Source organism: Streptomyces sp. DH37 (genome assembly GCF_029813835.1).
Classification (GTDB): Bacteria; Actinomycetota; Actinomycetes; order Streptomycetales; family Streptomycetaceae; genus Streptomyces.
Window position 1 is genome coordinate 1 of record NZ_JARVKV010000012.1, and the last position, 25,261, is coordinate 25,261.

Annotated in this window: 17 protein-coding genes, 5 tRNA genes and 1 pseudogene; 10 read left to right on the forward strand and 13 right to left on the reverse strand. The window is 73.2% G+C overall.

Annotated elements, in window-relative coordinates; genetic code table 11:
* Positions 1 to 83: 83 nt before the first annotated feature.
* The 5 genes from QC029_RS09095 to QC029_RS09115 all read right to left on the reverse strand — a co-directional run bounded on the left by QC029_RS09095 (position 84) and on the right by QC029_RS09115 (position 4,859).
* Positions 84 to 156 (reverse strand) — tRNA-Lys (locus QC029_RS09095).
* Positions 157 to 512: 356 nt separating this feature from the next.
* Entirely contained in the window at positions 513 to 2,492 is a 1,980-nt protein-coding gene (locus QC029_RS09100; protein ID WP_279554997.1) for a DEAD/DEAH box helicase, read from the reverse strand.
* A 1,082-nt stretch (positions 2,493 to 3,574) separates the two neighbouring features.
* Positions 3,575 to 3,949 (reverse strand): fluoride efflux transporter CrcB, encoded by a 375-nt coding sequence (crcB, locus tag QC029_RS09105; protein ID WP_279554998.1) that lies wholly within the window; start codon positions 3,947 to 3,949, stop codon positions 3,575 to 3,577.
* Positions 3,946 to 4,407, reverse strand: a complete 462-nt coding sequence (locus QC029_RS09110; protein ID WP_279555099.1) for a CrcB family protein — start codon at positions 4,405 to 4,407, stop codon at positions 3,946 to 3,948. The genes crcB and QC029_RS09110 overlap by 4 nt, the downstream gene beginning before the upstream one ends.
* Before the next feature lie 89 nt (positions 4,408 to 4,496).
* Positions 4,497 to 4,859, reverse strand: a complete 363-nt coding sequence (locus QC029_RS09115; protein ID WP_279554999.1) for a metallopeptidase family protein — start codon at positions 4,857 to 4,859, stop codon at positions 4,497 to 4,499.
* Between the two features lie 95 nt (positions 4,860 to 4,954).
* On the opposite strand from QC029_RS09115, the gene QC029_RS09120 reads away from it, so the two are divergent.
* From QC029_RS09120 to QC029_RS09140, 5 genes are all read left to right on the forward strand, one after another.
* The gene (locus QC029_RS09120; RefSeq protein ID WP_279555001.1) at positions 4,955 to 6,580 is read left to right on the forward strand and encodes a metallophosphoesterase; all 1,626 of its coding nucleotides are present in this window, start codon (positions 4,955 to 4,957) and stop codon (positions 6,578 to 6,580) included.
* Positions 6,581 to 6,682: 102 nt separating this feature from the next.
* Positions 6,683 to 6,755, forward strand: a tRNA-Glu gene (locus tag QC029_RS09125).
* A 39-nt stretch (positions 6,756 to 6,794) separates the two neighbouring features.
* Positions 6,795 to 6,869 (forward strand) — tRNA-Asp (locus QC029_RS09130).
* Between the two features lie 4 nt (positions 6,870 to 6,873).
* Positions 6,874 to 6,947 (forward strand) — tRNA-Phe (locus QC029_RS09135).
* Positions 6,948 to 7,086: 139 nt separating this feature from the next.
* Positions 7,087 to 7,605: a DUF2087 domain-containing protein gene (locus QC029_RS09140; protein ID WP_279555002.1), complete on the forward strand. Its 519-nt coding sequence runs from the start codon at positions 7,087 to 7,089 to the stop codon at positions 7,603 to 7,605.
* A 42-nt stretch (positions 7,606 to 7,647) separates the two neighbouring features.
* Here the strand turns inward: QC029_RS09140 and QC029_RS09145 are convergent.
* A pseudogene (locus QC029_RS09145) lies at positions 7,648 to 8,649 on the reverse strand (ABC transporter permease); the annotation flags it as partial.
* A gap of 305 nt (positions 8,650 to 8,954) precedes the next feature.
* On the opposite strand from QC029_RS09145, the gene hrpA reads away from it, so the two are divergent.
* The 3 genes from hrpA (at position 8,955) to QC029_RS09160 (ending at position 13,729) form a co-directional block, all read left to right on the forward strand.
* Entirely contained in the window at positions 8,955 to 13,016 is a 4,062-nt protein-coding gene (hrpA, locus tag QC029_RS09150; RefSeq protein WP_279555003.1) for an ATP-dependent RNA helicase HrpA, read from the forward strand.
* A gap of 93 nt (positions 13,017 to 13,109) precedes the next feature.
* A tRNA-Asp gene (locus QC029_RS09155) sits at positions 13,110 to 13,184 on the forward strand.
* Positions 13,185 to 13,318: 134 nt separating this feature from the next.
* Positions 13,319 to 13,729, forward strand: coding sequence for a DUF6274 family protein (locus QC029_RS09160; RefSeq protein WP_279555005.1), 411 nt, complete (start codon positions 13,319 to 13,321; stop codon positions 13,727 to 13,729).
* A 523-nt stretch (positions 13,730 to 14,252) separates the two neighbouring features.
* Here the strand turns inward: QC029_RS09160 and bldC are convergent.
* Both bldC and QC029_RS09170 read right to left on the reverse strand, forming a co-directional pair.
* Entirely contained in the window at positions 14,253 to 14,459 is a 207-nt protein-coding gene (gene bldC, locus QC029_RS09165) for a developmental transcriptional regulator BldC (RefSeq protein WP_020869672.1), read from the reverse strand.
* Between the two features lie 501 nt (positions 14,460 to 14,960).
* Positions 14,961 to 15,815, reverse strand: coding sequence for a hypothetical protein (locus QC029_RS09170; protein ID WP_279555009.1), 855 nt, complete (start codon positions 15,813 to 15,815; stop codon positions 14,961 to 14,963).
* 262 nt (positions 15,816 to 16,077) lie between these two features.
* Here QC029_RS09170 and QC029_RS09175 point away from each other — a divergent pair, with 262 nt between their 5' ends.
* Together QC029_RS09175 and QC029_RS09180 are read left to right on the forward strand one after the other, a co-directional pair.
* Complete coding sequence (locus QC029_RS09175) at positions 16,078 to 17,190, forward strand: Glu/Leu/Phe/Val dehydrogenase dimerization domain-containing protein (protein ID WP_279555101.1); 1,113 nt, start codon at positions 16,078 to 16,080, stop codon at positions 17,188 to 17,190.
* A gap of 300 nt (positions 17,191 to 17,490) precedes the next feature.
* Positions 17,491 to 17,769, forward strand: coding sequence for a DUF3073 domain-containing protein (locus QC029_RS09180; RefSeq protein ID WP_279555010.1), 279 nt, complete (start codon positions 17,491 to 17,493; stop codon positions 17,767 to 17,769).
* A gap of 102 nt (positions 17,770 to 17,871) precedes the next feature.
* On the opposite strand, the gene purM is transcribed toward QC029_RS09180, so the two are convergent.
* The 5 genes from purM to purL all read right to left on the reverse strand — a co-directional run bounded on the left by purM (position 17,872) and on the right by purL (position 25,171).
* Positions 17,872 to 18,957, reverse strand: coding sequence for a phosphoribosylformylglycinamidine cyclo-ligase (gene purM / locus QC029_RS09185; protein ID WP_279555011.1), 1,086 nt, complete (start codon positions 18,955 to 18,957; stop codon positions 17,872 to 17,874).
* Between the two features lie 82 nt (positions 18,958 to 19,039).
* On the reverse strand, positions 19,040 to 20,599 hold the full coding sequence (purF, locus tag QC029_RS09190) for an amidophosphoribosyltransferase (protein ID WP_279555012.1): 1,560 nt from the start codon (positions 20,597 to 20,599) through the stop codon (positions 19,040 to 19,042).
* A gap of 86 nt (positions 20,600 to 20,685) precedes the next feature.
* On the reverse strand, positions 20,686 to 21,489 hold the full coding sequence (locus QC029_RS09195) for a maleylpyruvate isomerase family mycothiol-dependent enzyme (RefSeq protein ID WP_279555013.1): 804 nt from the start codon (positions 21,487 to 21,489) through the stop codon (positions 20,686 to 20,688).
* Positions 21,490 to 21,555: 66 nt separating this feature from the next.
* Complete coding sequence (locus tag QC029_RS09200; RefSeq protein WP_279555014.1) at positions 21,556 to 22,815, reverse strand: hypothetical protein; 1,260 nt, start codon at positions 22,813 to 22,815, stop codon at positions 21,556 to 21,558.
* A 106-nt stretch (positions 22,816 to 22,921) separates the two neighbouring features.
* Entirely contained in the window at positions 22,922 to 25,171 is a 2,250-nt protein-coding gene (purL, locus tag QC029_RS09205) for a phosphoribosylformylglycinamidine synthase subunit PurL (RefSeq protein ID WP_279555015.1), read from the reverse strand.
* Between the last annotated feature and the right edge of the window lie 90 nt (positions 25,172 to 25,261).

Sequence of the window (25,261 nt, forward strand, 5' to 3'; positions counted from 1 at the left end):
GCATCGGGCCAGCTAACGATCTTCAACGGCGCCGAAACGCCAAGAAGCCCAGTCCAGACACCGTCTGAACTGGGCTTCTGCGGTAGGCCGTGTGGGACTCGAACCCACAACCAATGGATTAAAAGTCCACTGCTCTGCCAATTGAGCTAACGGCCCGCCCACGAAGCATAGCCCGGAGGCAGGCCATGATTCGAAGGCATTGGCACGGTACGGCGAGCGGTTGTGTCGCGTCCGCGCCCACGGGTCCGGCCGCCCGCCGAAGGCACCGGCGCCGGCCCCGGCCGTTCGGCGCCCCCTCCCGGAGTCCTCCCGGAGTCCTTCCGGGGCCCGTCCGGAGTCCGCGAGGGGCAGCCCGCGCCAACCGTCCCCGGTTCCCGGCCCCGTGGCGGACCCGCACCGCCCGCTTCTCCCCCGGACGCGTCGGCCGCGCCCGGCCCCGCGGGCGGGAACGCCCGGGGCCCGCCCCGAAGCGGTGCTTCGGAACGGGCCCCGGGTCGTCAGGCCGTCAGGCGTCAGCCGTTGCGCTTCCAGCGCGGCTTGTCCGCACGGCGGTCGAACGAGCGGCCGCTGCGGTGGTCGCCGCCGCCCTGGTGACCGCCACTCTGGTGGCCACCGCCCTGGTAGCCGCCGCCCTGGTAGCCGCCGCCCTGGTAGCCACCGCTGCGGTCGTCGCGGCGGCCGTACGGACGGCGGTCGTCGCGGTCACGGTCCCGGTTGAACGGGCGCCGGTCGTCGCGGTCGCGGTTGAACGGACGGTCGCCGCCACCGCGGTGGCCGAACTCGCGACGGTCGTTGTCGCGGCGGAAGCCGCCGCGGTCGTCGCGCCGGTCGCGGTTGAACGGACGGTCGCCGCCCCGCTCGTCACGGCGGTCCCGGTTGAACGGGCGCCGGTCGTCGCGGTCACGGTCACGGTCGCGGTCGCGGCCGTACGGACGGCGGTCGTCGCGGTCGCGACGGTCGTTGTCGCGGCGGAAGTTGCCCCGCTCGTCGCGGCGCTCGTAGGACCGCTCCTCGCGTGCCCGGCGCGCCTCGGCCTCGGCCTCCGCGGCGTCGGCCTCGGCGGCGAACTCGGCGGCCACCGCACCGGTCGCCTCGGCGACCGCGGCCACCGCGGCCTCGGGGTCCTCGCCCCGCTCGCGGGCGGCACGCGCGGAGAGCTTGTCGGCCTCCTCGCGCAGCTCGGCCGCGCGCCGCTGGGCGTGCTCCAGGCGGCGGGTGATCTCCGCCACCTCGCGCTCGGCCTGCTTGGCGGCGTTCAGCGCCGACTCGGCCTGCACCTCGGTCAGCGACCGGGCGCCGGTGATCTCCACCACGTCCTCGTCGAAGGCGTCGCCGCGGCCGATGATGTGGCGCGAGGCGTCCACGCCCGCGTCCTCCATCAGCCGGAAGATCTGCCGCCGCTGGTGCGGCAGCGCCAGCGAGACGACCGTGCCGGAGCGGCCCGCGCGGGCGGTGCGGCCGGAGCGGTGCAGGTAGTCCTTGTGGTCGCCGGCCGGGTCCACGTTCAGCACCAGGTCGATGTCGTCGACGTGGATGCCGCGCGCGGCGACGTCGGTGGCGACCAGCACGTTGACGCGGCCGTCCTTGAAGTCGGCCAGCGTCCGGGTGCGCAGGCCCTGCGTCATGCCGCCGTGCAGCGCGTCGGCCCGCACGCCCGCGTCGCGCAGCTGCTCGGCGACGCGGTCGGCGCCGAGCTGGGTGCGGACGAAGACGATGGTGCGGCCCTTGCGCGCGGCGATGGCGGCGGTGACCGGCGCCTTGTCGCGCGGCTTCACGATCAGCACGTGGTGGCTCATCGTGGTGACCGCGCCCTGGGCGGCGTCCACCTCGTGGCTGACGGGGTCGACCAGGTAGCGCTTGACGAGGGTGTCGATCTCGTTCTCCAGCGTGGCGGAGAACAGCATCCGCTGGCCGCCCGCCGGCACCAGGTCGAGCAGCTCGGTGACCTCGGGCATGAAGCCCAGGTCGGCCATCTGGTCGGCCTCGTCCAGGATCGCGGTCTCCACGTCGTCCAGCGAGCAGGAGCCGCGGCTGATCAGGTCGCGCAGGCGGCCCGGGGTGGCGACGAGGACGTCGACGCCGCGCTCCAGGGCGCTGATCTGGTTGCCCATCGAGGTGCCGCCGCAGACGACCTTCAGCTTCAGGCCGAGGACGTCGCCGTACGGCTGGAGCGCGTCGCTGACCTGCATGGCCAGCTCGCGGGTGGGGGTGAGGATGACGCCGCGGGGGCGCTTGCGCTCGGTGCGCCCGCCCGCCAGCCGGGCCAGCAGCGGCAGGCCGAAGCTGAGCGTCTTGCCGGAGCCGGTGCGGCCGCGGCCGAGGACGTCCTTGCCCGCCAGCGCGTCCGGGATGGTCGCGGCCTGGATCGGGAAGGGGACGGTGACGCCGTTGTGCGCGAGCTTGCGGACGATCTCGCCGGGCAGACCGAGGTCGGCGAACGTGATCGTCGGCTCGTCCTCGGGCAGGACGACGTCAGGAGTGGTGACAGACATGCGGAAACAAACCTCTCGGAGTCACATGGCACGCGCCCGCAACTCCGTGTTTTCGCATAAGACCGCCTCGATGCGGTCAGCCACGGCTCAGGTGAGGAACGCGCCACACGGCGCGCTACTGATTCACGGCGCCGGGCAAATGGGAGCAAACGATCTGCCACCATACGACCTCCGCCCCCCGAGCGCAAATCTCGTCTTCGCGCTGCCGGTGGGGTGGGAGGGACGGCGGTGACGACCGCCTGGGGGAAGTCTACCGGTCCACGGAGCCGAATCGTCCGCCTGAGTCATGCGGGCCGCCGGAGCCGTGGGAGTCGTACGAGGAGTGAACACCGTGGGTGCGGCCGTTCATTCCGTACCGCACCGGAAATCCGGCGAGATCCTCGGTCTCGCCGTCCGAGCCGTCCTCCGGGCCGTCCCCGGGGCCGCTGCCCCCACCGTCACCGCCGCCGTCACCGCCCCCGCCGTCCCCCTGCGGCGGGGACGGCTCGGCGGGCGGGGTCGTGGGGTCGGGGGGCGGCGGGGCGGCCGTGCGCGAGGGGTTCGAGGGGCGCGAGGGCCTCGAGGGGGCCGGTGCGGGCGTCCCCCCGCCCTTCCCCGAACTCGCCGACGGCGAGGGCCTCGTCGGGCGCGGGGCGGCGGAGGACGGCGAGGGGGAGGCGGACGGGCCGGACGGCCGGCCCGAGGGCGTGCGCTCGGCGCCGTCCCGGTCCTTCCCCTTCACCGCTCGCCCCCCTCCCCCGCCCCTCTCCTCGCCCCCGCCGCGCGGCGCCACCGCGCTGCCCGGCCGCGGGCCGTCGGCGTCCCTGGATGCCTGGTGCCCGGCCGGCTGCCGCCCGGCGTCCTCCCCCTCGCCGGGGGAGCCGACCGTCATGCAGCCGCCGAGGGCGGCCAGCAGCAGGGCGCCGGCGGTCGTACGGAGGCTCGTGCGGGCGGCCGCACGAGCCGGCCCGCGGGGGGCTGGTTCGCGGGGGGCTGGTTCACGGGGAGCTGGTTCACGGGGGACGGAACGGGACCGGCGCACGGGCGGCACCTCCGGGAGGCGGGAGTCGGGGGTCGGGCGGGCTCCCCCTGCCCAACTCCCGTCAGCCCGGCAGGTCACGCGCCAGCGCCAGACCCGCCCACACCGCCCCCAGGGCGACCGGCGGCGTGGCGGCCGCGTTCGCCAACGCCAGCCGCCCGTAACCGCGTTCGGCCAGCCGCAGCGTCTCGTAGGAGAAGGTGGAGTACGTCGTCAGCGCGCCGCACAGCCCCGTGCCGAGCAGCGCGGCGGCCCGCGCGCCCATCGCGCCCCCCTCGACGGCCCCGGTCACCAGGCCCAGCAGCAGGCTGCCGGCGGCGTTGACGGCGAGGGTGCCCCAGGGGAAGACCGACTCGTGCCGCGACTGCACCGCGCGGTCCACCACGTACCGCAGGCACGCGCCCGCCGCCCCGCCGAGCGCCACCAGGGCCCAGCTCACCGCGCCGCCACCGCCCGGGTCGCGCCGGCCGCCGCCCACACGGCGCCGAGGGCGGCAGCCAGGGTGGCGGACAGGTACAGCAGCGCGGTGCCCGCGGCGCCCTCCTCCAGCAGCCGCACGGTGTCGAGCGCGTACGCCGAGTAGGTGGTGAAGCCGCCCAGCACGCCCGTGCCCAGGAAGGGGCGCGCCAGCGGATGGCGGAGGCCCCCTCGGCCGGGGCCGCGCTCCCCCACCAGCACCATCAGCACGCCGATCAGCGCGCAGCCGGCGGTGTTGGCGGCGAGGACCGCCCAGGAGAGGCCGCCGGGCGCGGCGGGCCAGGCCGACGTGAGGCCGTGGCGGGCGCAGGCGCCCAGCGCCCCGCCCGCGGCGACGGCGGCGAGGACGGCCGCCGCGCGGGGCCCGGCGGTCTCGGCGCGGTGGGCGGGGACGTGCAGATCGACGTCGGGGTCGATCACCGCGTCCGGTCCGCCCCCCGGCTCCTCCCGCTGCGGCCCCTCCCGCTGCGGCTCCTCCCCCTCCGCCCGCCCCTCCGCCGCGCCTCGGCTCACGCGTATCCCAGGTCGTGCAGCCGCTCGTCGTCGATGCCGAAGTGGTGGGCGATCTCGTGCACCACGGTGATCTCCACCTCCTCGACGACCATCCCGCGGTCGCCGCCGTCGCGCTCGCACATCCGCAGGGTCGGACCCCGGTAGATCGTGATGCGGTCCGGCAGGACCCCGGCGTACCACTCGCCGCGCTCGGTCAGCGGAGTGCCCTCGTACAGCCCGAGCAGCTCGGGGTCCTCGGCCGGCGGCTCGTCCTCCACGAACACCGCCACGTTGTCCATGAGCCGCGTCAGCTCCGGCGGGATCCGGTCGAGCGCCTCGGCCACCAGTTCCTCGAACTCCTCGCGCGTCATCTCCAGCACGGGCCCATTGTCCGCCACGGCGCGCGGACGGCGCACGAGCCGGTGCACGGCACGGCCGTCGCATAGTCGCCATCCGGCCGGGCATATGGCACGGCATGAGCCGAGAACCACTCCGGCCGCACCGGGCTCCCGTCCGCCGGGCCGCAGCCGTTCCCCGTGCTCTCCGGCGCCGCTTCCGGGCGCACCGGCCCGCACCGGGCCCCTCCCTGAGCCGCACCCCGCACCCGTACGCCCGCGCGCTGGCGCTGGCCGCCGTCACGCTGCTGGGCGCCTGGCTGGGGCTGCTCGTCGCGGGCAGCGTGAAGGCCCCCGTGGGGCCGGTGGACACCCGGATGTCGCTGCGCCCCTCGCCGACCGGGGGGACGGAGATCAGCGTGTCGCCGCTCGGCGCGCTGGAGCTGGACAGCCACCTCGCCCCGCTCGCGCTCGATGTCGATATCGACCAGCTCAACCCCGAGCGGGCCCAGGCCCTGGTCGACCGCCCGGAGCGGATCAGCGGCCTGGAGGGGGAGATCACCCGGGACGTGCAGTCCGGCGCGCGGGACCTGGCCGTGCGGGCCTCCGTCGCGGCCGTCACCGGCGCCACGGCGCTCGGCCTGGCCGTCTACCGGCGCCCGCGGCGCGCGCTCGCGGCGGGCGGCCTCGCGCTCGCGCTGCTGGCCGCCTCCGGCGCGAGCGCGTACGCGACGTGGAACCCGAAGTCGCTGCTGGAGCCGAAGTTCTCCGGACTGCTGGCCAGCGCGCCGAGCGTGGTCGGCAGCGCGCGCAGCATCGTCACCGAGTTCGACGTCTACCAGCAGGAGCTGGCGCGGCTGGTCACCAACGTCACCAAGCTCTACGACGCCGCCTCCACGCTCCCGGCCTACCAGCCGGACCCGAACACCGTCCGCGTGCTGCACGTCTCCGACATCCACCTCAACCCGGCCGCGTGGCACATCGTCAGGTCGCTGGTCGAGCAGTACGACATCGACGTGATCATCGACTCGGGCGACACGATGGACCACGGCACCGCCGCCGAGAACGGCTTCCTCGATCCCGTCGAGGACCTCGGCGCGCCCTACGTGTGGGTGCGCGGCAACCACGACTCGCGCGCCACCCAGGAGTACGTCGAGAAGCTGGACAACACCCACGTCCTGGACGACGGCGAGCCCGTGACCGTGGGCGGCCTGCGGATCGCGGGGATCGGCGACCCCCAGTTCACCCCGGACCGCTCGGTGGTCGCCCAGGGCGACCCGGCCGAGCGCGCGGCGGGCGGCAGGCTGGCCGCCGCGCTGCGCGAGAGCGCGGCGGCGGGGAAGCCGGTACACATCGCCGTCGCGCACAACCCGGTGGCGGCCCAGCAGACGGACGGCGACGTGCCGCTGGTCCTGGCCGGCCACGTCCACCGCCGGGAGAACCGGGTGATGGAGGAGGGCACCCGTCTGATGATCGAGGGCTCCACGGGCGGCGGCGGCCTGCGGGCCGTGGAGGGCGACGAGCCGCAGAAGGTGATGGCCTCGGTGCTCTACCTGGACCAGGACACCAAGCGGCTCCAGGCGTGGGACGAGATCACCCTGGGCGGTCTGGGCCTGACGACGGCCGAGGTCAGCCGCCATCTGCCGGAGGAGGTGGAACCGGGCGGCTCGCCGCTCCCCTCGCCCTCCTCACCATCCCCCTCGGCGTCTCCCTCGACTCCTCCCCCGGCGTCCCCCGCGGCCCCCGCCCCGTCACGGTCCGGCTAGCCCGCCCGGACACCGCCGGAAATCCGTTTTGGCGATCCGTCCCGCCATCCCATATGCTTCTCACGTCCCCGACGCGCTGAGAAGCGCCCAGGTGGGCCATCAGCCCTCATCGTCTAGTGGCCCAGGACGCCGCCCTTTCAAGGCGGTAGCACGGGTTCGAATCCCGTTGGGGGCACGCACCACCCTGTGCGAGACTAGTGCTCGTACGTTGCTTGGTCCTGTGGAGCAGTTTGGAGTGCTCGCCACCCTGTCAAGGTGGAGGCCGCGGGTTCAAATCCCGTCAGGACCGCTGCGGCTGGGTAGCTCAGTTGGTACGAGCGTCCGCCTGAAAAGCGGAAGGTCGCCGGTTCGACCCCGGCCCCAGCCACCGCAGGAGAAGCCCCCGGGCGAGGAGACTCGCCCGGGGGCTTCTCCGTGTCCGGAGCGCGACCGCGGCCGGGGACGGCGGGCGTCCGCCGCCGGAAAACCGCGGGCGGTACGGGACGGACCGGTGGCAGGGTGGGGCCATGACGTCAGGAGATCTCGCCGGGTTGCTCGCCGAGCCGCACCGGCTGCGCGCGTTCGCCGCGCTGGCGCTGGGAGCCGGAAACGTGCCGGAGGTGGCGTCGGCCGCCGGGCTGACCGTCCGCGAGGCCGCGGTCGCCGTGCGGCGGCTGCGGAACGGCGGAGTGATCGGCGGCGGGGACGGTGGGGACGGCGGGCTGCGCGTCGAGACCGAGCGGTTCCGGGAGCTCGCCCGCGCGGGGGCCGGGGAGCCGGAGACCCCCGCCGGGGACCCGCTCCACCGGTTCGTGCGCGACGGACGGATCGTCCGCCTGCCCGCCCGCAGGGGCAGGCGGCTCCCGGTCCTGGAGCACGTGGTGGAGCGCTCCTTCGGGACCGGGCGCGTCTACGGCGAGCGCGAGGTCGACGACCTGCTGCGCGTGTGGTGCGAGGGCGGGGGCACCGACCATGTGACGGTGCGGCGCCATCTGGTCGACGAGTGCCTGCTGAAGCGCGAGAGCGGCCGGTACTGGCGTCCCTGACCGGGGTTCGCCACCGACCGGGGGCCGCCGAGGCAGCCGGGCTCAGGAGCCGCCGTTCCGGCCGCCCGGGTGGCGGTGGCGCCAGATCCAGAAGACGGCGCTGGAGGCGACCGCCCAGGCGGCCAGCACCAGATAGGGCTGCGGGTGCAGGTGGCCGGGGAAGTAGACGGCCGTGTGCTGGGCGTTGACGGAGGCGCCCGGCGGAAGCCAGCGGCCCACGACGCCCAGCGGCGAGGGCAGCAGCGGCCAGGAGACCGCTCCCCCGGAGGAGGGGTTGCCGATGAGGACCATCAGACCCCAGGTGGGGAGCATGGCCCAGCGGCCGATCAGGGCCTGGAACATCGTGAAGACCATGCCCGAGGTGAACATGGTCAGGGCGAGGATCATCCAGGAGTGGACGAAGGGGAAGTCGACCGCGTTCAGCAGCCAGTCCACGGCCGCGGTGACGGCGAAGCCGCCGAGCAGCGAGTAGGCGGCCGTGAAGGCGATCCTCTCGAACGGTTTCAGGTCCTTGGCGTGGACGCTCATCTGGATGGCCCCGATGAAGCCGGTGACCACCGCCGCGAGGGTGACGTAGAACAGGGCCAGGCCGCGCGGATCGCCCGGGTCCAGCGGTTTGGCGTCCCGCACCGCCACCCGCAGCCCGGTCTCCTCGCCGACCGTCCGGGCGGCCTGGGTCAGCAGTTCGGCGACGGAGGCGCCCGAGGCGCTGGAGACGTCCAGATCCAGCCGCTCCCGGCCGGGGTCGGCGGGGACGTGCAGCACGGCGAACACCTTCTGGGACTCCAGGGCGTCCTGGGCCGCCGCGTCGTCGGGGTACCGGCGCAGTTCCAGGGAGGAGCGCAGGTCCTCGCTCATGGCGTCGGCGAAGGCGTCGGCGCGCTCCCCGCGCGCGGCGGCGGCCTCGGCGCCGACGACCGCGACGGGGATGCGGTGCGGTGTGGGATCCGCCATGGCGTAGGTGTACGAGCCCGCGAAGAGCCCGGCCGCGGCGGCGATGAGCAGTGTCAGCACGGTGGCGGGCAGGAAGGGCGATCCCCTGAAGCGACGCCACCACCCGGCCGCGGCTCCTCCCGCCCCGCCCCCGCCGGCCTTCCCTGCCCCGTCCTCCCCACCCTCCCAAGCCCTGTCCTCCCCACCCTCCCCTGCCCCGTCCTCCCCAGCCCTGTCCCCACCACGGGCATCATGAGAGCCGTGCGCGTCGCGCGAGCCGTGCGGGAGGGGGTGACTCTGGTCGCTCATGTGCGTCACCCTAGTCAGCCATTCCGCCCACAAGACCGCATAACGCCCACAAGCCCCGTTGAAATGATTCGCACGGCACTCGGCGCGGGTGCGATCCTGGAGTCCGTATGTCCACTCTGTCTGACCCCACCCTCCCCGCCGTCCTGGAGCGACTGCCCGAGCTGATGCTGCGCGACCAGCAGCGACTCGGCCGCCGCCTGGAGGGCGTCCGCCGCATCCGCAAGCCGGAGGCGCGGCAGGCCGTACTCGCCGAGATCGCCGCCGAGGTCGAGCGCGCCGAGCTGCGCGTGGCCGCGCGGCGGGACGCCGTACCCGCGATCGACTACCCGGAGCAGCTCCCGGTCAGCCAGAAGAAGGACGAGATCCTCGAGGCGATCCGGGACAACCAGGTCGTGATCGTCGCGGGCGAGACCGGCTCCGGCAAGACCACCCAGATCCCCAAGATCTGCCTGGAGCTCGGGCGCGGGGTGAAGGGGCTGATCGGGCACACCCAGCCGCGCCGGATCGCGGCCCGCACCGTCGCCGAGCGCGTCGCCGAGGAGCTGCGCACCCCGCTGGGCGAGGCGGTGGGCTGGAAGGTCCGCTTCACCGACCAGGTGGGCGAGGACACCCTGGTCAAGCTGATGACGGACGGCATCCTGCTGGCCGAGATCCAGACCGACCGCGAGCTGCGCCGCTACGACACGATCATCATCGACGAGGCGCACGAGCGCAGCCTCAACATCGACTTCCTGCTGGGCTACCTCGCCCAGCTCCTCCCCCGCCGCCCGGACCTCAAGGTCGTCATCACCTCCGCGACGATCGACCCCGAGCGCTTCTCCCGCCACTTCGGCGACGCCCCGATCGTCGAGGTGTCCGGGCGCACGTACCCGGTGGAGGTCCGCTACCGGCCGCTGCTGGAGGAGGACGGCGACAACCCGGACCGGGACCAGGTCACCGCGGTCTGCGACGCGGTCGACGAGCTCCAGGCCGAGGGGCCGGGCGACATCCTGGTCTTCCTCTCCGGCGAGCGGGAGATCCGCGACACCGCCGACGCGCTGAACAAGCGGAACCTGCGCTTCACGGAGGTGCTGCCGCTGTACGCGCGGCTGTCGCACGCCGAGCAGCACCGCGTCTTCCAGCGGAGCACCCGGCAGGGGCAGGCGACCCGGCGGATCGTGCTGGCCACCAACGTCGCCGAGACCTCGCTGACCGTCCCCGGCATCAAGTACGTCATCGACACCGGCACCGCCCGCATCTCCCGCTACAGCCACCGCACCAAGGTCCAGCGGCTGCCGATCGAGCGGATCTCCCAGGCCAGCGCCAACCAGCGCAAGGGCCGCTGCGGCCGTACCTCGGACGGCATCTGCGTCCGGCTCTACTCCGAGGAGGACTTCCTCTCCCGCCCGGAGTTCACCGACCCCGAGATCCTGCGGACGAACCTGGCCTCCGTCATCCTCCAGATGACCGCCGCCGGGCTGGGCGACATCGAGCGCTTCCCGTTCATCGACCCGCCGGACCACCGCAGCATCAAGGCCGGCGTACAGCTCCTGGAGGAGCTGCACGCCCTCGACACCGCGCAGAAGGACCCGCGCAAGCGGCTGACGGAGACCGGCCGGAAGCTGGCTCAGTTCCCCGTGGACCCGCGTCTGGCCCGGATGGTGCTGGAGGCCGACCGCAACGGCTGCGTCCGCGAGGTCATGGTGATCGCCGCCGCGCTGTCCATCCAGGACCCGCGCGAGCGCCCCGCCGACAAGCAGCAGCAGGCCGACCAGCAGCACGCCCGCTTCCGGGACGAGAACAGCGACTTCCTCACCCTGCTCAACCTGTGGCGGTACGTGCGCGAGCAGCAGAAGACGCTGTCCTCCTCGGCCTTCCGCCGCATGTGCAAGACCGAGTTCCTCAACTACCTGCGCATACGCGAGTGGCAGGACATCTACGTCCAGCTCCGCCAGGTGGCCAAGTCCATGGGCGTCCGGATGAACGACCAGGACGCCGACGCCGACCGCGTCCACCAGTCGCTGCTGGCGGGCCTGCTGTCGCACATCGGGCTCCGGGACACCGGGACGGAGAGCGGGAAGGGCACCGCGAAGGAGGGCGGGAAGAGCACCGGGAGGGAGGGCGCGAAGAACAACGAGTACCTGGGCGCGCGCAACGCCAAGTTCGCCGTCTTCCCCGGCTCGGCGCTGTTCAGGAAGCCGCCGCGCTGGATCATGTCGGCCGAGCTGGTGGAGACCTCGCGGCTGTGGGCGCGGGTCAACGCCAGGATCGACCCGGACTGGATCGAGCCGCTCGCCCAGCACCTGGTCAAGCGCACCTACAGCGAGCCGCACTGGGAGCAGAAGCAGGCGGCGGTGATGGCGTACGAGAAGGTGACGCTCTACGGCGTCCCCATCGTCGCGCAGCGCAAGGTGAACTACGGGCGCATCGACCCGGAGACCTGCCGCGACCTGTTCATCCGCAACGCCCTGGTGGAGGGCGACTGGCGCACCCACCACCAGTTCTTCCACGACAACCGCAGGCTGCTGGGCGAGGTCGAGGAGCTGGAGCACCGCGCCCGCCGCCGCGACATCCTCGTCGACGACGAGACGCTGTTCGACTTCTACGACCAGCGCGTCCCCGAGCACGTGGTCTCCGGCGCGCACTTCGACTCCTGGTGGAAGCGGAAGCGCCACGAGGAGCCGGACCTGCTCAACTTCGAGAAGTCCATGCTCATCAACGAGCGTGCCGGGCAGATCACCAAGGACGACTACCCCGACTCCTGGCGCCAGGGCCGGCTCAGGTTCCGGGTGACGTACCAGTTCGAGCCGGGGGCCGACGCCGACGGCGTCACCGTCCACGTCCCCCTCCAGGTGCTCAACCAGGTCACCCCCGAGGGCTTCGACTGGCAGATCCCGGGTCTGCGCGCGGACCTGGTCACCGAGCTGATCCGCTCGCTGCCCAAGCCGATCCGCCGCAACTACGTCCCGGCGCCCAACTTCGCCCAGCGCTTCTTGGAGGCCGTCGCCGGGCAGGGCGGCGACATCCCGGAAGCCACCCTGGGCGAGCCGCTGACGGCCGTTCTGGCGCGGGAGCTGACGCGGATGACGGGCGTGCGCGTGGCCCCGCAGGACTTCGACCTGTCCAAGGTCCCGGACCATCTGAAGATCACCTTCCGGGTGGTGGACGAACGCCGCCGCAAGATCTCCGGGAACGCCGAGAGCAAGGACCTGGAGGAGCTGAGGACCGCCCTGCGCCCCCGCACCCGGGCCGCGCTGTCCGAGGCGTTCGACTCCGCCCGCGAGGGCGGCGGCACGGGCGGCGGCCTGGAGCAGCGCACCGGGCTGACCTCCTGGACCGTCGGCACCCTCCCGCGCACCTTCGAGACGCGGCGGGCCGGCCAGCCGGTCAAGGCGTACCCGGCGCTGGTGGACGACGGCGCCTCGGTGTCCGTGAAGCTCTTCGACACCGAGGACGAGCAGCGGGAGGCGATGTGGCGCGGCACGCGCCGCCTCGTCCTGCTGAACCTGCCCTCCAGTCCGGCCAAGTTCGCCCAGTCCAAGCTCACCAACCAGGCCAAGCTGGCGCTCGCCGCCTCCCCGCACGGCAGCGTGCAGGCGCTGTTCGACGACTGCGTGACGGCCGCCGCCGACCGGCTGATCGCGGCGCACGGCGGCCCCGCCTGGGACGAGGAGGGCTTCCGCAAGCTCTTCGACGCGGTGCGCGCCGACATCGTCGACGCGACGGTGACGACGGTGCGGCAGGTGCGCGAGGTGCTCGCCGCCTGGCAGGCGTGCGAGCGCCGGCTGAAGTCGCCGCCGCTGTCGAACAGCCAGGTGCTGGCGGCGAGTCTGGCGGACGTGCGGCAGCAGCTCTCGGAACTGGTCCACCCGGGCTTCGTGACCGCCCACGGCGCCCGGCGCCTGCCGGACCTGCTGCGCTACCTGACGGCCGTGGACCGCCGCCTCCAGCAGCTCCCCTCCAACGCCGAGCGGGACCGCGCCCGGACGGCGAAGGTGAAGGAGATGCGGGACGAGTACGAGTGGCTGCTGGAGCAGTTCCCGCCGGGACGGCCGGTGCCGCGCGAGGCGAGGGAGATCCGCTGGATGCTGGAGGAGTTGCGGGTCAGCTACTTCGCGCACTCCCTGGGCACGGCGTACCCGATCTCGGACAAGCGCATCGTGAAGGCGGTCGACGCGGCGGCGCCGTAGCCGTACGGGCACCGTGGGTGAGTTCGCTTTGCGCCCCTGAGCTGCTGTAGAGTCCTTCTCGCAGCTCGGACGGCGTCCAGGCTGCGGCTTCCAGGTCCTGTGGAGCAGTTTGGAGTGCTCGCCACCCTGTCAAGGTGGAGGCCGCGGGTTCAAATCCCGTCAGGACCGCATCGAACGGCCCGGATCCCCCTGTGGATCCGGGCCGTTGGGCGTTCGGCGCCCGTCCGGGCCGTCCCGGGTGGCCGGGCCGTCTTGACGGCCCGTCGGACCGCGAGTACCTCTGCTACTGGGAGGTGGGCGCGATGCCGACGACTCCGGAGCATCCGCGGCACGAGACGCGGGCCCTGCTGAGAGCCCATCTGTCCGCCGCGACGCGCTACGGCCACGCCACCCGGAACTGCCCGGTCTGCCACCGGTTGCAGCGGCTGGCCATGGAGCCCGCGGAGGCCCCCCTGGTCCCGGAGGCGGACCCCGGGACGGTTCCGGGGGCGGGCCCGGCGGTGGAGCCGGCACCGGAGCCCTCGTCCGCCCCGCGCCCGGAGCCGCCCGTACAGGCGCTTCCCGGGCCGGCCGCGGAACCGGCCTCGGAACCGGCCGCGGAGCCGCCCTCGCAGGCCCGTACGGCCGCTCCGGCGCCGGAGCGGCCATCACTGGAGCCGGAGCCCGAGCGGGAGCCGGACGGCGGGCGGGCCGCCGCCGCGACCGGCCGGTGACCGGATTCCGCGCCGACGCCCGGACCGGGTGTCGATTGCGGGGCGTCGTACGCTTATTTCCCATTACCGTACGGTAGTTGGGGCAGGCAATACCCGCGCGATGTGACGGGAGTCACCGAATCGGTTGATCAGGTGGGGGAATTTACCCCCTTCCTGCACCGAGTAAATTTAATATGTGCAATTGCACTGCACCTGAGCACCCCGTCCAACGCTCCCGCGCGCCCCCCGTACGGGCCGTCCCCGGCCGCCCCGAACACCCCTCCCGGCCGGCCCTCCGCCCTCCGCGCCACCCGAACAGGGCACGCCGGCAGCCCAGTTGACGCACGAGGCCCCCCGGCCGGAACGGCGGTTCCGGCCGGGGGGCCTCGATGACGCGAAGGGGTGCACAGGGATCGCGCTGGACCCGGCGGAGCCCAGCGTGATCGAAGTCCAGGCCGCGTGGGGGACACCGGCCCGACAGATGGTGCCGAGTCGGGCGACGACGCGGGATGGGGGTCCCGCTACGCCCGATTCATGGGGTTGTTCAGCCCTCGCTGCGCTGCTGCGGGATGCCCGCGAGCAGGGCGCGCACCTCCGCCTCGCGGTAGCGGCGGTGCCCTCCGAGCGTGCGGATGGACGTGAGCTTGCCTGCCTTGGCCCAGCGCGTGACCGTCTTCGGGTCCACACGGAACATGGTGGCAACCTCAGCCGGGGTCAGCAGCGGCTCGGCATCAGGGGTGCGAGCGGTCATGAGCGGCCTCCTCGGGAGAACCGAACCATCACGGTTCTTTCCTCTAAATTCTGCACCTTGACCCGCGTTGCCCGAAATGGCGGACGCGGGCCGAGTCGGTTATAGGACGAACGGCTTGTCCTCGGCACTACAACTACACCATCTGTCCAGCCACGTCGGCCAAACCGACGGAATTGCCCTCTCAGGTGTCCAACCTCGACGGAAGCCGATGGACCGTGTCATAACGGACGGTCACACCCTCGTGACGATCGGTTACAACGTGAGCAGAGCTCCTCAGTCCCCCTGAGGAGAAGCGCAATACCGATGGATCCGACCATAGTTGGACGGATGAAGCCCCCTCCAGACTCCTTGTCCTATTTTGACACGAGAGATGTCCTTCAGGGCAAGACCCGGGTACGTGCGGTCCATCACGCTTGGAGCAAAAGCCCGGAACGAACCGGATCCACCCGGTTCACAGCGCGCGGGGCGCGCACGCCCGGGAGTCCGTCCACTCGGTACGCCTCAACTGGCCAGTCCCCGCTGCCGTACCGCCCGCCAGCGCTCGGTCAGCCGCTCGTAGGCGGCGCTCGCGCGCTCGCCGTCGCCCTCCCGCAGCGCCGCCAGGCCCTCCGCGGTGTCGGCCGCGGAGTGGTCGGAGGCCAGCTGGTCCTCGGAGATGGTATACACCAGTCCGCCGTAGTCCAGTTCCACCATCGAACGCGGGTGGAACTCCTCCAGCCACCGCCCCACGTCCACCAGCCCGTCGACCAGCGGACTGTCCTCCAGCTCCTCGCGCAGCACCTTCAGCGCGCGCGCCACCCGCCGCCGCGCCTGCACCATCGGGGTGCGGTAGCGCAGGACGGGCCCCTCCCGCTCCCCGTCGGCGTCCGCCCCCTTGCCGTACTCGCGCTCCTCGTCGGAGAAGAGGACGAACCAGCGCACCGGCACGTGCCAGGTCGCCGAGCGGATCCACGGCCGGGCGTCCGGGTTGCGCTCCCGCCAGCCGTCGTAGTCCGCCGCGGCCTCGCGCCGCACCACCGGCGGCACCGCCGCGTCCAGCACCGGCGCCGGCAGTTCGTCGCCGAGCCCGGCCAGCGCCTGCCAGCCCCGCAGCCGCGTCCGCCAGGGGCAGACGCACACCACGCCGTCCACCTCCGCCACGAAGGCGTCGGCGCTCTCGCGCACCGGCACCACGACCGGCGGCACCGGCACCAGGTCCGCCAGGGACCGGCGCAGCTCGTCCTGCGCCCCGGGCAGGTCCCCGCGCCGGGCGTAGCGGGCCCAGTGGGAACGCTCCGGCTCGGGGAAGGCGGCCAGCGGCTCGTAGACCCGCAGGTAGGACGCGTACGGGACGACCACCGGAGTAGTGAGGGCCAAGGGTTTATTCCTCCCGGAGCAGCCGGCCGAGGGGGCGGACGACAGCAGTTCAATACCCTGATCGTGGCACCGCGACCGCAGCCCTGTACTCCCGGGGGCCCTCAGGCCTTACCCTCATGCCAACCGGCCCGCCCCGCCTCCCCCGCCACAAGCGGGAGGATGCTGGAAGGGCACCCTTCCGCGACATACAGGAGTCACCACCGTGACTGACGTACGTCCCGCCGTCAGCGTCGACGGGCAGCCCGACGGCACAGAGACCACCGTGAGCGCGGAGCGCGCCACCGGCGGAGTCCTGCACACCCTGTTCCACTCGGACCAGGGCGGCCACGAGCAGGTCGTGCTCTGCCAGGACCGCGAGACCGGCCTGAAGGCCGTCATCGCCATCCACTCCACCGCCCTGGGTCCCGCCCTGGGCGGCACCCGCTTCCACGCGTACGCCTCCGAGGGGAACCCCGAGGAGGCCGCCGTCCTGGACGCGCTCAACCTCGCCCGCGGCATGTCGTACAAGAACGCGCTCGCCGGGCTGGACCACGGCGGCGGCAAGGCCGTGATCATCGGCGACCCCGAGCAGCTCAAGAGCGAGGCGCTGCTGGAGGCCTACGGCCGCTTCGTCGCCTCCCTCGGCGGCCGCTACGTCACCGCCTGCGACGTCGGCACCTACGTGCGGGACATGGACGTGGTCTCGCGCACCTGCCGCTGGGTGACCGGCCGCTCCCCCGAGAACGGCGGCGCCGGCGACTCCTCGGTCCTCACCGCCTTCGGCGTCTACCAGGGCATGCGCGCCAGCGCGAAGCACCTGTGGGGCGACCCCTCGCTGCGCGGCCGGAAGGTCGGCGTCGCGGGCGTCGGCAAGGTCGGCCACCACCTGGTGGGGCACCTGCTGGAGGAGGGCGCCGAGGTCGTGGTCACGGACGTGCGCGCCGAGGCGGTCGAGCGCGTCGTGGCCGCGCACCCGGAGGTGACCGCGGTCGCCGACACCGACGCGCTGATCCGCACCGAGGGCCTGGACGTGTACGCGCCCTGCGCGCTCGGCGGCGCCCTGAACGACGAGACCGTCCCCGTCCTGACCGCGAAGGTGGTCTGCGGCGCGGCCAACAACCAGCTCGCCCACCCGGGCGTCGAGAAGGACCTCGCCGGCCGGGGCGTCCTCTACGCGCCCGACTACGTGGTGAACTCCGGCGGCGTGATCCAGGTGGCGGACGAGCTCCACGGCTTCGACTTCGCTCGTGCGAAGGCAAAGGCCGAGAAGATCTACGACACCACGGTCTCGATCTTCGAGCGCGCCGCGGCCGACGGGGTGCCGCCCGCCGTGGCGGCCGACCGCATCGCCGAGCAGCGGATGGCCGAAGCGCGCAGGGCCGGCGGCGCCCGCTGACCCAGCGTCCACCGGGCCGTCACGCACAGTGGCGGGTGGTGGGGGAGACATCCCTCACCACCCCTGGGCGGGTGACCGGACGGACAGAAGGTAAAATCGTCACTGACCAGCGCAGGAATGGTCACCAGGCGGGGCGGGCACCGGCCGTGTCGTGCGGGCGGCGTACCGTACGGCCACGGAAGCAGGTACCGTTGAAGCTCCACGGACGGTCTCTCGATCGACATCGGGAGTCCGCTCCGTATCGTGAACGCGTGTCAAGACTCTGGGGCCGTTGAGCCCCGTCGTTGAGGGGGTCGAGCCATGGGGCGCGGCCGGGCCAAGGCCAAGCAGACAAAGGTCGCCCGCCAGCTGAAGTACAACAGCGGTGGGACTGATCTTGCACGCCTGGCTGAGGAGCTGGGCGCATCGACATCGAGTCAGCCGCCGAACGGCGAGCGGTTCGAGGACGATGAGCTGGACGACCCGTACGCACGGTACGCGGATCTGTACAACGACGATGACGACGACGCGGAGGGCGACGACCGGTCGGTCGACTCCCGCGGGTCCTCGTCACCGTCGAACCACCGACGCCGCGCCTGAGAACGCCGTCGTCCACGGAACACAGCGGTCTCACAACCGATACCGATCATCACCCGGTCCGGCCACCGCCGGACCGGGTTTTGGTCCTTCCCGGCCCCCCGCTCAGCCCGCGTAGTCCCCGGTGAGGGTGACGGCCTCGCCGCGGTCGCCGCGCTCGGTGATCCCGCCCGCGACCCAGGCGTCCACACCGCGCTCGCCCAGGGTGGCGAGCGCCGCGTCGACCGACTCCGGCGGGACGACGGCGATCATGCCCACGCCCATGTTGAGGGTCCTCTCCAGCTCCGCGCGCTCGACCCCGCCCAGCTCCCCGACCGTGCCGAACACCGCGCCCGGGGTCCAGGTGGAGCGGTCCACGGTGGCGTGCAGCCCGTCGGGCACGACGCGGGCGAGGTTGTTGGCCAGCCCGCCGCCGGTGATGTGCGAGAAGGCGTGCACCTCGGCGGCCCTGGTCACGGCCAGGCAGTCCAGCGAGTAGATCTTGGTGGGCTCCAGCAGCTCCTCGCCCAGCGTCCGCCCGAACTCCTCGACGTGGCGCTCCAGCGACCAGCCCGCCCGGTCGAAGAACACGTGCCGCACCAGCGAGTACCCGTTGGAGTGAAGCCCGGAGGCGCCCATCGCGACGACCACGTCACCCGTACGGATGCGATCGGCGCCCAGGACCTCGTCGGCCTCCACGACGCCCGTGCCGGCGCCCGCCACGTCGTACTCGTCCGGGCCCATCAGACCCGGGTGCTCGGCCGTCTCGCCGCCGACCAGGGCGCAGCCCGCCAGGACGCAGCCCTCGGCGATGCCCTTGACGATCGCCGCGACCCGCTCGGGGACGACCTTGCCCACGCTGATGTAGTCGGTCATGAACAGCGGCTCGGCACCGCAGACCACCAGGTCGTCCACGACCATCGCCACCAGGTCGTGGCCGATGGTGTCGTGGACGTCCATCCGCTGCGCGACGGCGACCTTGGTGCCCACGCCGTCGGTGGCCGAGGCCAGCAGCGGACGCCGGTAGCCCTTCAGGGCGGAGGCGTCGAAGAGGCCGGCGAAGCCGCCGAGCGCTCCGATGCTCTCGGGCCGGCGGGCCTTCTTCACCCAGTCCTTCATCAGCTCGACGGCGCGGTCGCCCGCCTCGATGTCCACTCCGGCGGCGGCGTAGCTCGCGCCCTGGCCGGCCGGGGTCGGGTTCGTGGAGGTCATGGTCTTCCTCTGGGACGGACGGTGGCTCGGTGACCCACCGGATCGGTCGGCTGCCCGTCGGCTCCGCGGCGGGCCGACGGGGTCAGGGCCTGCGCAGCGCGTCGGCCGCGCCGGGGCCGGTGAGCATGCTCCGGACACCGTCGGGGTCGGCGCCGGCGGCCTCGGCCGCCTCGGGCTCCAGCAGGTGCTTGCCCAGCAGGCCCGGGTCCGGCAGCTCCATCGGGTACTCGCCGTCGAAGCAGGCCCGGCACAGGTTCGGCTTGGCGATGGTGGTCGCCTCGACCATGCCCTCCAGCGAGATGTACGCCAGGGAGTCCGCCCCCAGCGAGGTGCCGATCTCCTCGACCGACAGGCCGTTGGCGATCAGCTCGGCGCGGGTGGCGAAGTCGATGCCGAAGAAGCACGGCCACTTGATGGGCGGCGAGCTGATCCGCACGTGCACCTCGGCCGCGCCCGCCTCGCGCAGCATCCGCACCAGGGCGCGCTGGGTGTTGCCGCGGACGATGGAGTCGTCGACGACCACCAGGCGCTTGCCGCGGATGACCTCCTTGAGCGGGTTGAGCTTGAGGCGGATGCCGAGCTGGCGGATGGTCTGCGAGGGCTGGATGAACGTCCGGCCCACGTAGGAGTTCTTGACCAGGCCGCTGCCGTACGGGATGCCGCTGGCCTCGGCGTAGCCGATCGCGGCCGGGGTGCCGGACTCCGGCGTCGCTATGACCAGGTCCGCCTCGGCCGGGGCCTCGGCGGCCAGCCGGCGGCCCATCTCCACGCGGGAGAGGTAGACGTTGCGGCCCGCGATGTCGGTGTCGGGGCGCGCGAGGTAGACGTACTCGAAGACACAGCCCTTCGGCTTCGCTTCCGCGAAGCGCTGGGTGCGCAGTCCGTTCTCGTCCACGGCGATCATCTCGCCGGGCTCGATCTCCCGGATGAAGGAGGCGCCGACGATGTCCAGGGCCGCGGTCTCGGAGGCCACCACCCAGCCGCGCTCCAGCCGGCCGAGCACCAGCGGGCGTATGCCCTGCGGGTCGCGGGCGGCGTAGAGGGTGTGCTCGTCCATGAAGACCAGGCTGAACGCGCCCTGGACCTTCGGCAGGACCTCGGAGGCGGCCTGCTCCACGGTGAGCGGCCGGCCCTCCTCGTCCACCTGGCCCGCCAGCAGGGCGGTGACCAGGTCGGTGTCGTTGGTGGCGGCGACCTGGGTGGCCCGGCCGCCCGTGCTGGGCAGCGCGGCGACCATCTCCGCCAGCTCGGCGGTGTTGACGAGGTTGCCGTTGTGGCCGAGCGCGATCGAGCCCCGCGCGGTCGCCCGGAAGGTGGGCTGGGCGTTCTCCCACACCGAGGCGCCGGTCGTCGAGTAGCGCGCGTGGCCGACCGCGATGTGGCCCCTGAGGGAGCCGAGGGAGGTTTCGTCGAAGACCTGGGAGACCAGGCCCATGTCCTTGAAGACGAGGATCTGGGAGCCGTTGCTCACCGCGATGCCCGCGGACTCCTGTCCCCGGTGCTGTAGCGCGTACAGCCCGAAATAGGTGAGCTTGGCGACCTCTTCCCCCGGGGCCCAGACTCCGAAGACGCCGCAAGCGTCCTGGGGGCCCTTCTCACCGGGGAGCAGGTCGTGGTTGAGTCGTCCGTCACCACGTGGCACGCCATCGAGTCTAGGACAGGTCCCGCGGTGGTCAGTACCCGGGACCGCAGCGGGACGGGGTCCCCCGGCCCGCGCTCACCGGGGCGTCATCCCAGTACAGGGAGGTGGTCGCGCAGATCGGCGCGTTCGCCGCTCGCTGTGAGATGCGCCGCATCCAGCTCCTCGTCCCAGCCGGTGCGGCCGGTGGCGAGGCGGATCCAGGTCAGCGGGTCGGTCTCCACGACGTTGGGCGGGGTGCCGCGGGTGTGCCGCGGGCCCTCGACGCACTGGACGACCGCGAAGGGCGGGATCCGCACCTCCACCGATCCGCCGGGCGCCTTGGCGGCCAGCGCGTCCGCCAGCAGCCGCACGGCCGTCGCCAGGGCCTGGCGGGCCGGCGGGACGCGGACGCCGGTGGCCCGGGCGAGGTCGTCGCTGTGCACCACCAGCTCGACCAGGCGGGTCACGGTGAAGTCCAGGGCGCGCATGGCGCCGAAGGCGTGCGGCAGCAGCACGTCGGGGCGCACGGCCTGCTCCAGGACCGGCTCCAGCTCCTCGACGGCGTCGTCGACCGCCTGTGCCGCGCTCCGGTGGGCCTCCGCGTGCTTGCGGGTCGCCTCGTCGATCCGGTCGGCCAGCCCCGCGTTGGACACCGCCCAGGTGTTCAGGTCCGTCTCCGGCGCGGTGGCCCGGGGCGGGGGCTCGGCGAGCAGCCGGGGCACCGCCTCGATCTGCCCGGCGATGTGGACCACCAGGTGGTGCACGTCCCAGCCGGGCAGCCCGGAGGGCCGGGCCAGCTGGTCGGGCGTGAGGCCGTGCACGGCGTTGCGCACGGCCTCCACCTGCCCGATGAGCCCGGCCCGCACCAGGGCCGGGTCGTACGTCCTGGGCTTGCGCTTCGCGGGAGGCATGGCGTCAGCGTAGAACGCCGGGTGGCCGGAAAAGACGGTTACCCGCCGGTCGGGTGGCGGCGGGGATCAGCTCGCCGACCGGTAGTCGTCCTCCGCGGGCAGGGCGGCGCCGGTGCAGCCGCGCCGCTCGGCCACGTCCTCCACGTAGGCCCTGAAGACCGGCTCCAGGTGGCGGCCGGCCCCCTGGACGTACGGCCAGGCGACGGTGAGGGTGTGCACGGCCGGCTCCCCGCCGCACACGGAGGTGGCCCACAGGACCTTCCCGTCGGGGTCGTAGCCGCCCCGGCCGGCCACGGCCGTCCGGTCGTCGCCGACGGGATCGGTCGAGACGCGTTCGGCGGCGTCCCCGAAGAAGCTCTCGGCGCTCATCCACCAGGTCTTGTCGTCCATGGAGGAGCTCCGCCCGAACCGCCGGTACGCCGGGTCGTCCGCGTACCGCTCGTACGCCTCGCCCCGGGCCCGCGGGCTGACGGCCAGCAGGCAGCGCTCCTCCCACATCCGGTCGCCGGTGCGGGCCTCCAGCACCCGGTCCGGCAGCCAGCCGGAGGAGTCGCCCGCCACGGCGCGGGCGTACCAGGCGCAGGTGCCCTCCGCCTCCCGCGGGGCGACGGGCTCGGTGTTCAGCGCCGGTATGCCGTCCGGCGGCTCGGGGAGGCGGTCGGGGCAGCCCAGTTCCGCGGCGAGTCCGTTGGCGGTGGAGACCGCGATGCGGGCCAGCCGGTCGCGGTCCTCCTGGGTGAGCTGGCCGCCGTCGGAGAACTCCGGCCGCCCGGCCGCCTCCAGCGCGGCGGACGCCCGTACCGCGGTGATCCCCTCGCCCCCGTGCTCCACCCCCGGGCAGGGGAGCCGGACGGAGACGCCCCTGTCGGTGACGTGCCCGGGTACGCCCCCGCCGACCGGCTGGTGCACGCGGGGGACGTCGACGTAGGGGTTGGTGGGGTCGAGCGCGTCCTCGAAGCCGTCGTCGACCGGTTCGTACGTCCACCCGGTGGGCTCGGTGGCGACCTGGGCGCTGAAGAACGCGCCCGGCTCCCCGAGTCCCCGCAGCCGGCCGGTCTGCTCGCTGCGCAGGACGCAGCTCTGCGGCAGCGGGGCGCCGTCGTCCAGCCGGATCCCGTCCGCGAGGTTCCGGGCGGGGGTGATCTCCCCGCCGCTCCCGGACAGGGCCAGCACCTCGCCGACCGGGACCAGGCCGCCGCACGCCTCGTCCACGGTGTGCCGCCGGTCCCACCACTCCCACAGCGTCCAGCCGCTGAAGCCGATGGCGAGGACCGCCACGGCGCACATCAGCCGGTTGAACGCCGTCCGCCGCCGCTCGCGGTCCATCCCGGCTCCCCCGATCCGTACGGCTCCCCCGTCCGTCCGACGGCGAACCTACCAGCGCCGTCGTGACGGGTCCGCCGGATGTCCGCCGGGTGCCCGCCGTACGGCGTCAGGCGAGCAGCGCCGGGATCGTGGCCTCGTGGACCTCGCGCAGCTCGGCCAGGGAGACCGAGAACTGGCCCTGGACCTCGACGGCGTCCCCGTCCACCACGCCGATGCGGGTGGCGGGCAGGCCCCGCACGCCGCACATGTCGGTGAAGCGCAGCTCCTCGCTCCGCGGGACCGAGACGATCGCGCGCCCGGCCGACTCCGAGAAGAGGAAGACGAACGGGTCCAGACCGTCGGGGACGATCAGCCGGGCGCCCCTGCCGCCCTTGAGGCAGGACTCGACCAGCGCCTGGACCAGACCGCCGTCGCTCAGGTCGTGCGCGGCGTCGATCATGCCGTCGCGCGAGGCGGAGACCAGGATCTCGGCGAGCAGCCGCTCCCGCTCCAGGTCCACCTTCGGCGGCATACCGCCCAGGTGCCCGTGGATCACCTGGGACCAGGCCGAGCCGCCCAGCTCCTCGCGGGTGTCGCCGAGGAGGTAGACGAGCTGGCCCTCCTCGGAGAACGCCATCGGGGTGCGGCGCTCGACGTCGTCGATCACGCCGAGCACGCCGACCACCGGGGTCGGGTGGATGGCGGTGTCGCCGGTCTGGTTGTACAGCGAGACGTTGCCGCCGGTCACCGGGGTGCCCAGCGCCTGGCAGGCGTCGGCGAGCCCGCGGCACGCCTCGGCGAACTGCCACATCGCGCCCGGGTCCTCCGGCGAGCCGAAGTTGAGGCAGTCGGTGACGGCCAGCGGCTTCGCGCCGGTGGCGGCGACGTTGCGGTACGACTCGGCCAGCGCGAGCTGCGCGCCGGTGTACGGGTCGAGCTTGGCGTAGCGGCCGTTGCCGTCGGTGGCGACGGCGACGCCCAGGCCCGTCTCCTCGTCGATGCGGATCATGCCGCTGTCCTCGGGCTGGGCCAGGACGGTGTTGCCGAGCACGTAGCGGTCGTACTGGGCGGTGATCCACTCCTTGGACGCCTGGTTCGGGGAGCCGACCAGCTTCAGGACCTGCTCGCGCAGCTCCTCGCCGCCGGCCGGGCGGGGCAGGGCGTTCGCGTCGTCGGCCTGGAGGGCGTCCTGCCACTCGGGGCGGGCGTAGGGGCGGTGGTAGACCGGGCCCTCGTGGGCGACCGTGCGCGGCGGCACGTCCACGATCTGCTCGCCGTGCCAGTAGATCTCCAGCCGGTCGCCGTCGGTGACCTCGCCGATGACGGTGGCGATGACGTCCCACTTCTCGCAGATCTCGAGGAAGCGGTCGACCTTGCCGGGCTCGACGATGGCGCACATGCGCTCCTGCGACTCGCTCATGAGGATCTCCTCGGGCGAGAGCGTGGAGTCGCGCAGCGGGACGGCGTCCAGCTCGACGCGCATGCCGCCCGAGCCGGCGCTGGCCAGCTCGGAGGTGGCGCAGGACAGGCCCGCGCCGCCGAGGTCCTGGATGCCGACGACCAGGTCCTCCTTGAAGACCTCCAGGGTGCACTCGATGAGGAGCTTCTCCTGGAAGGGGTCGCCGACCTGGACGGCCGGGCGCTTGGCCGGGCCGGTCTCGTCGAAGGTCTCGGAGGCGAGCACCGAGACGCCGCCGATGCCGTCGCCGCCGGTGCGGGCGCCGTAGAGGATGACCTTGTTGCCGGTGCCCGACGCCTTGGCCAGATGGATGTCCTCGTGCCGCATCACGCCCACGCACAGGGCGTTGACCAGCGGGTTGCCCTGGTAGCAGGGGTCGAAGACGACCTCGCCGCCGATGTTGGGCAGGCCCAGGCAGTTGCCGTAGCCGCCGATGCCGGCGACGACGCCGGGCAGGACGCGGCGGGTGTCGGGGTGGTCGGCGGCGCCGAAGCGCAGCGGGTCCATGACGGCGACCGGGCGGGCGCCCATGGCGAGGATGTCGCGGACGATGCCGCCGATGCCGGTGGCCGCGCCCTGGTAGGGCTCGATGTACGACGGGTGGTTGTGCGACTCGACCTTGAAGGTGACGGCGTAGCCCTGGCCGACGTCCACGACGCCGGCGTTCTCGCCGATGCCCACCAGCAGGGCGTCGGACTCGGGGGCCTTCTCGCCGAACTGCTTCAGGTGGACCTTGCTGGACTTGTAGGAGCAGTGCTCGGACCACATCACGGAGTACATGGCCAGCTCGGCGCCGGTCGGGCGGCGGCCGAGGATCTCGCGGATGCGGTCGTACTCGTCGCGCTTGAGGCCGAGCTCGGCCCAGGGCTGCTCGACGTCCGGGGTGTCGTTCGCGTGCTTGACGGTGTCGAGAGTCATGCCGCGTCCCTCTCGTGCGCTTCTCCGCCCGCTCGGCGCAGAGGCGCGGGCGTCGGGGCCTTCTGGGGCCGGGGGGTCGTGCGTGCGTCG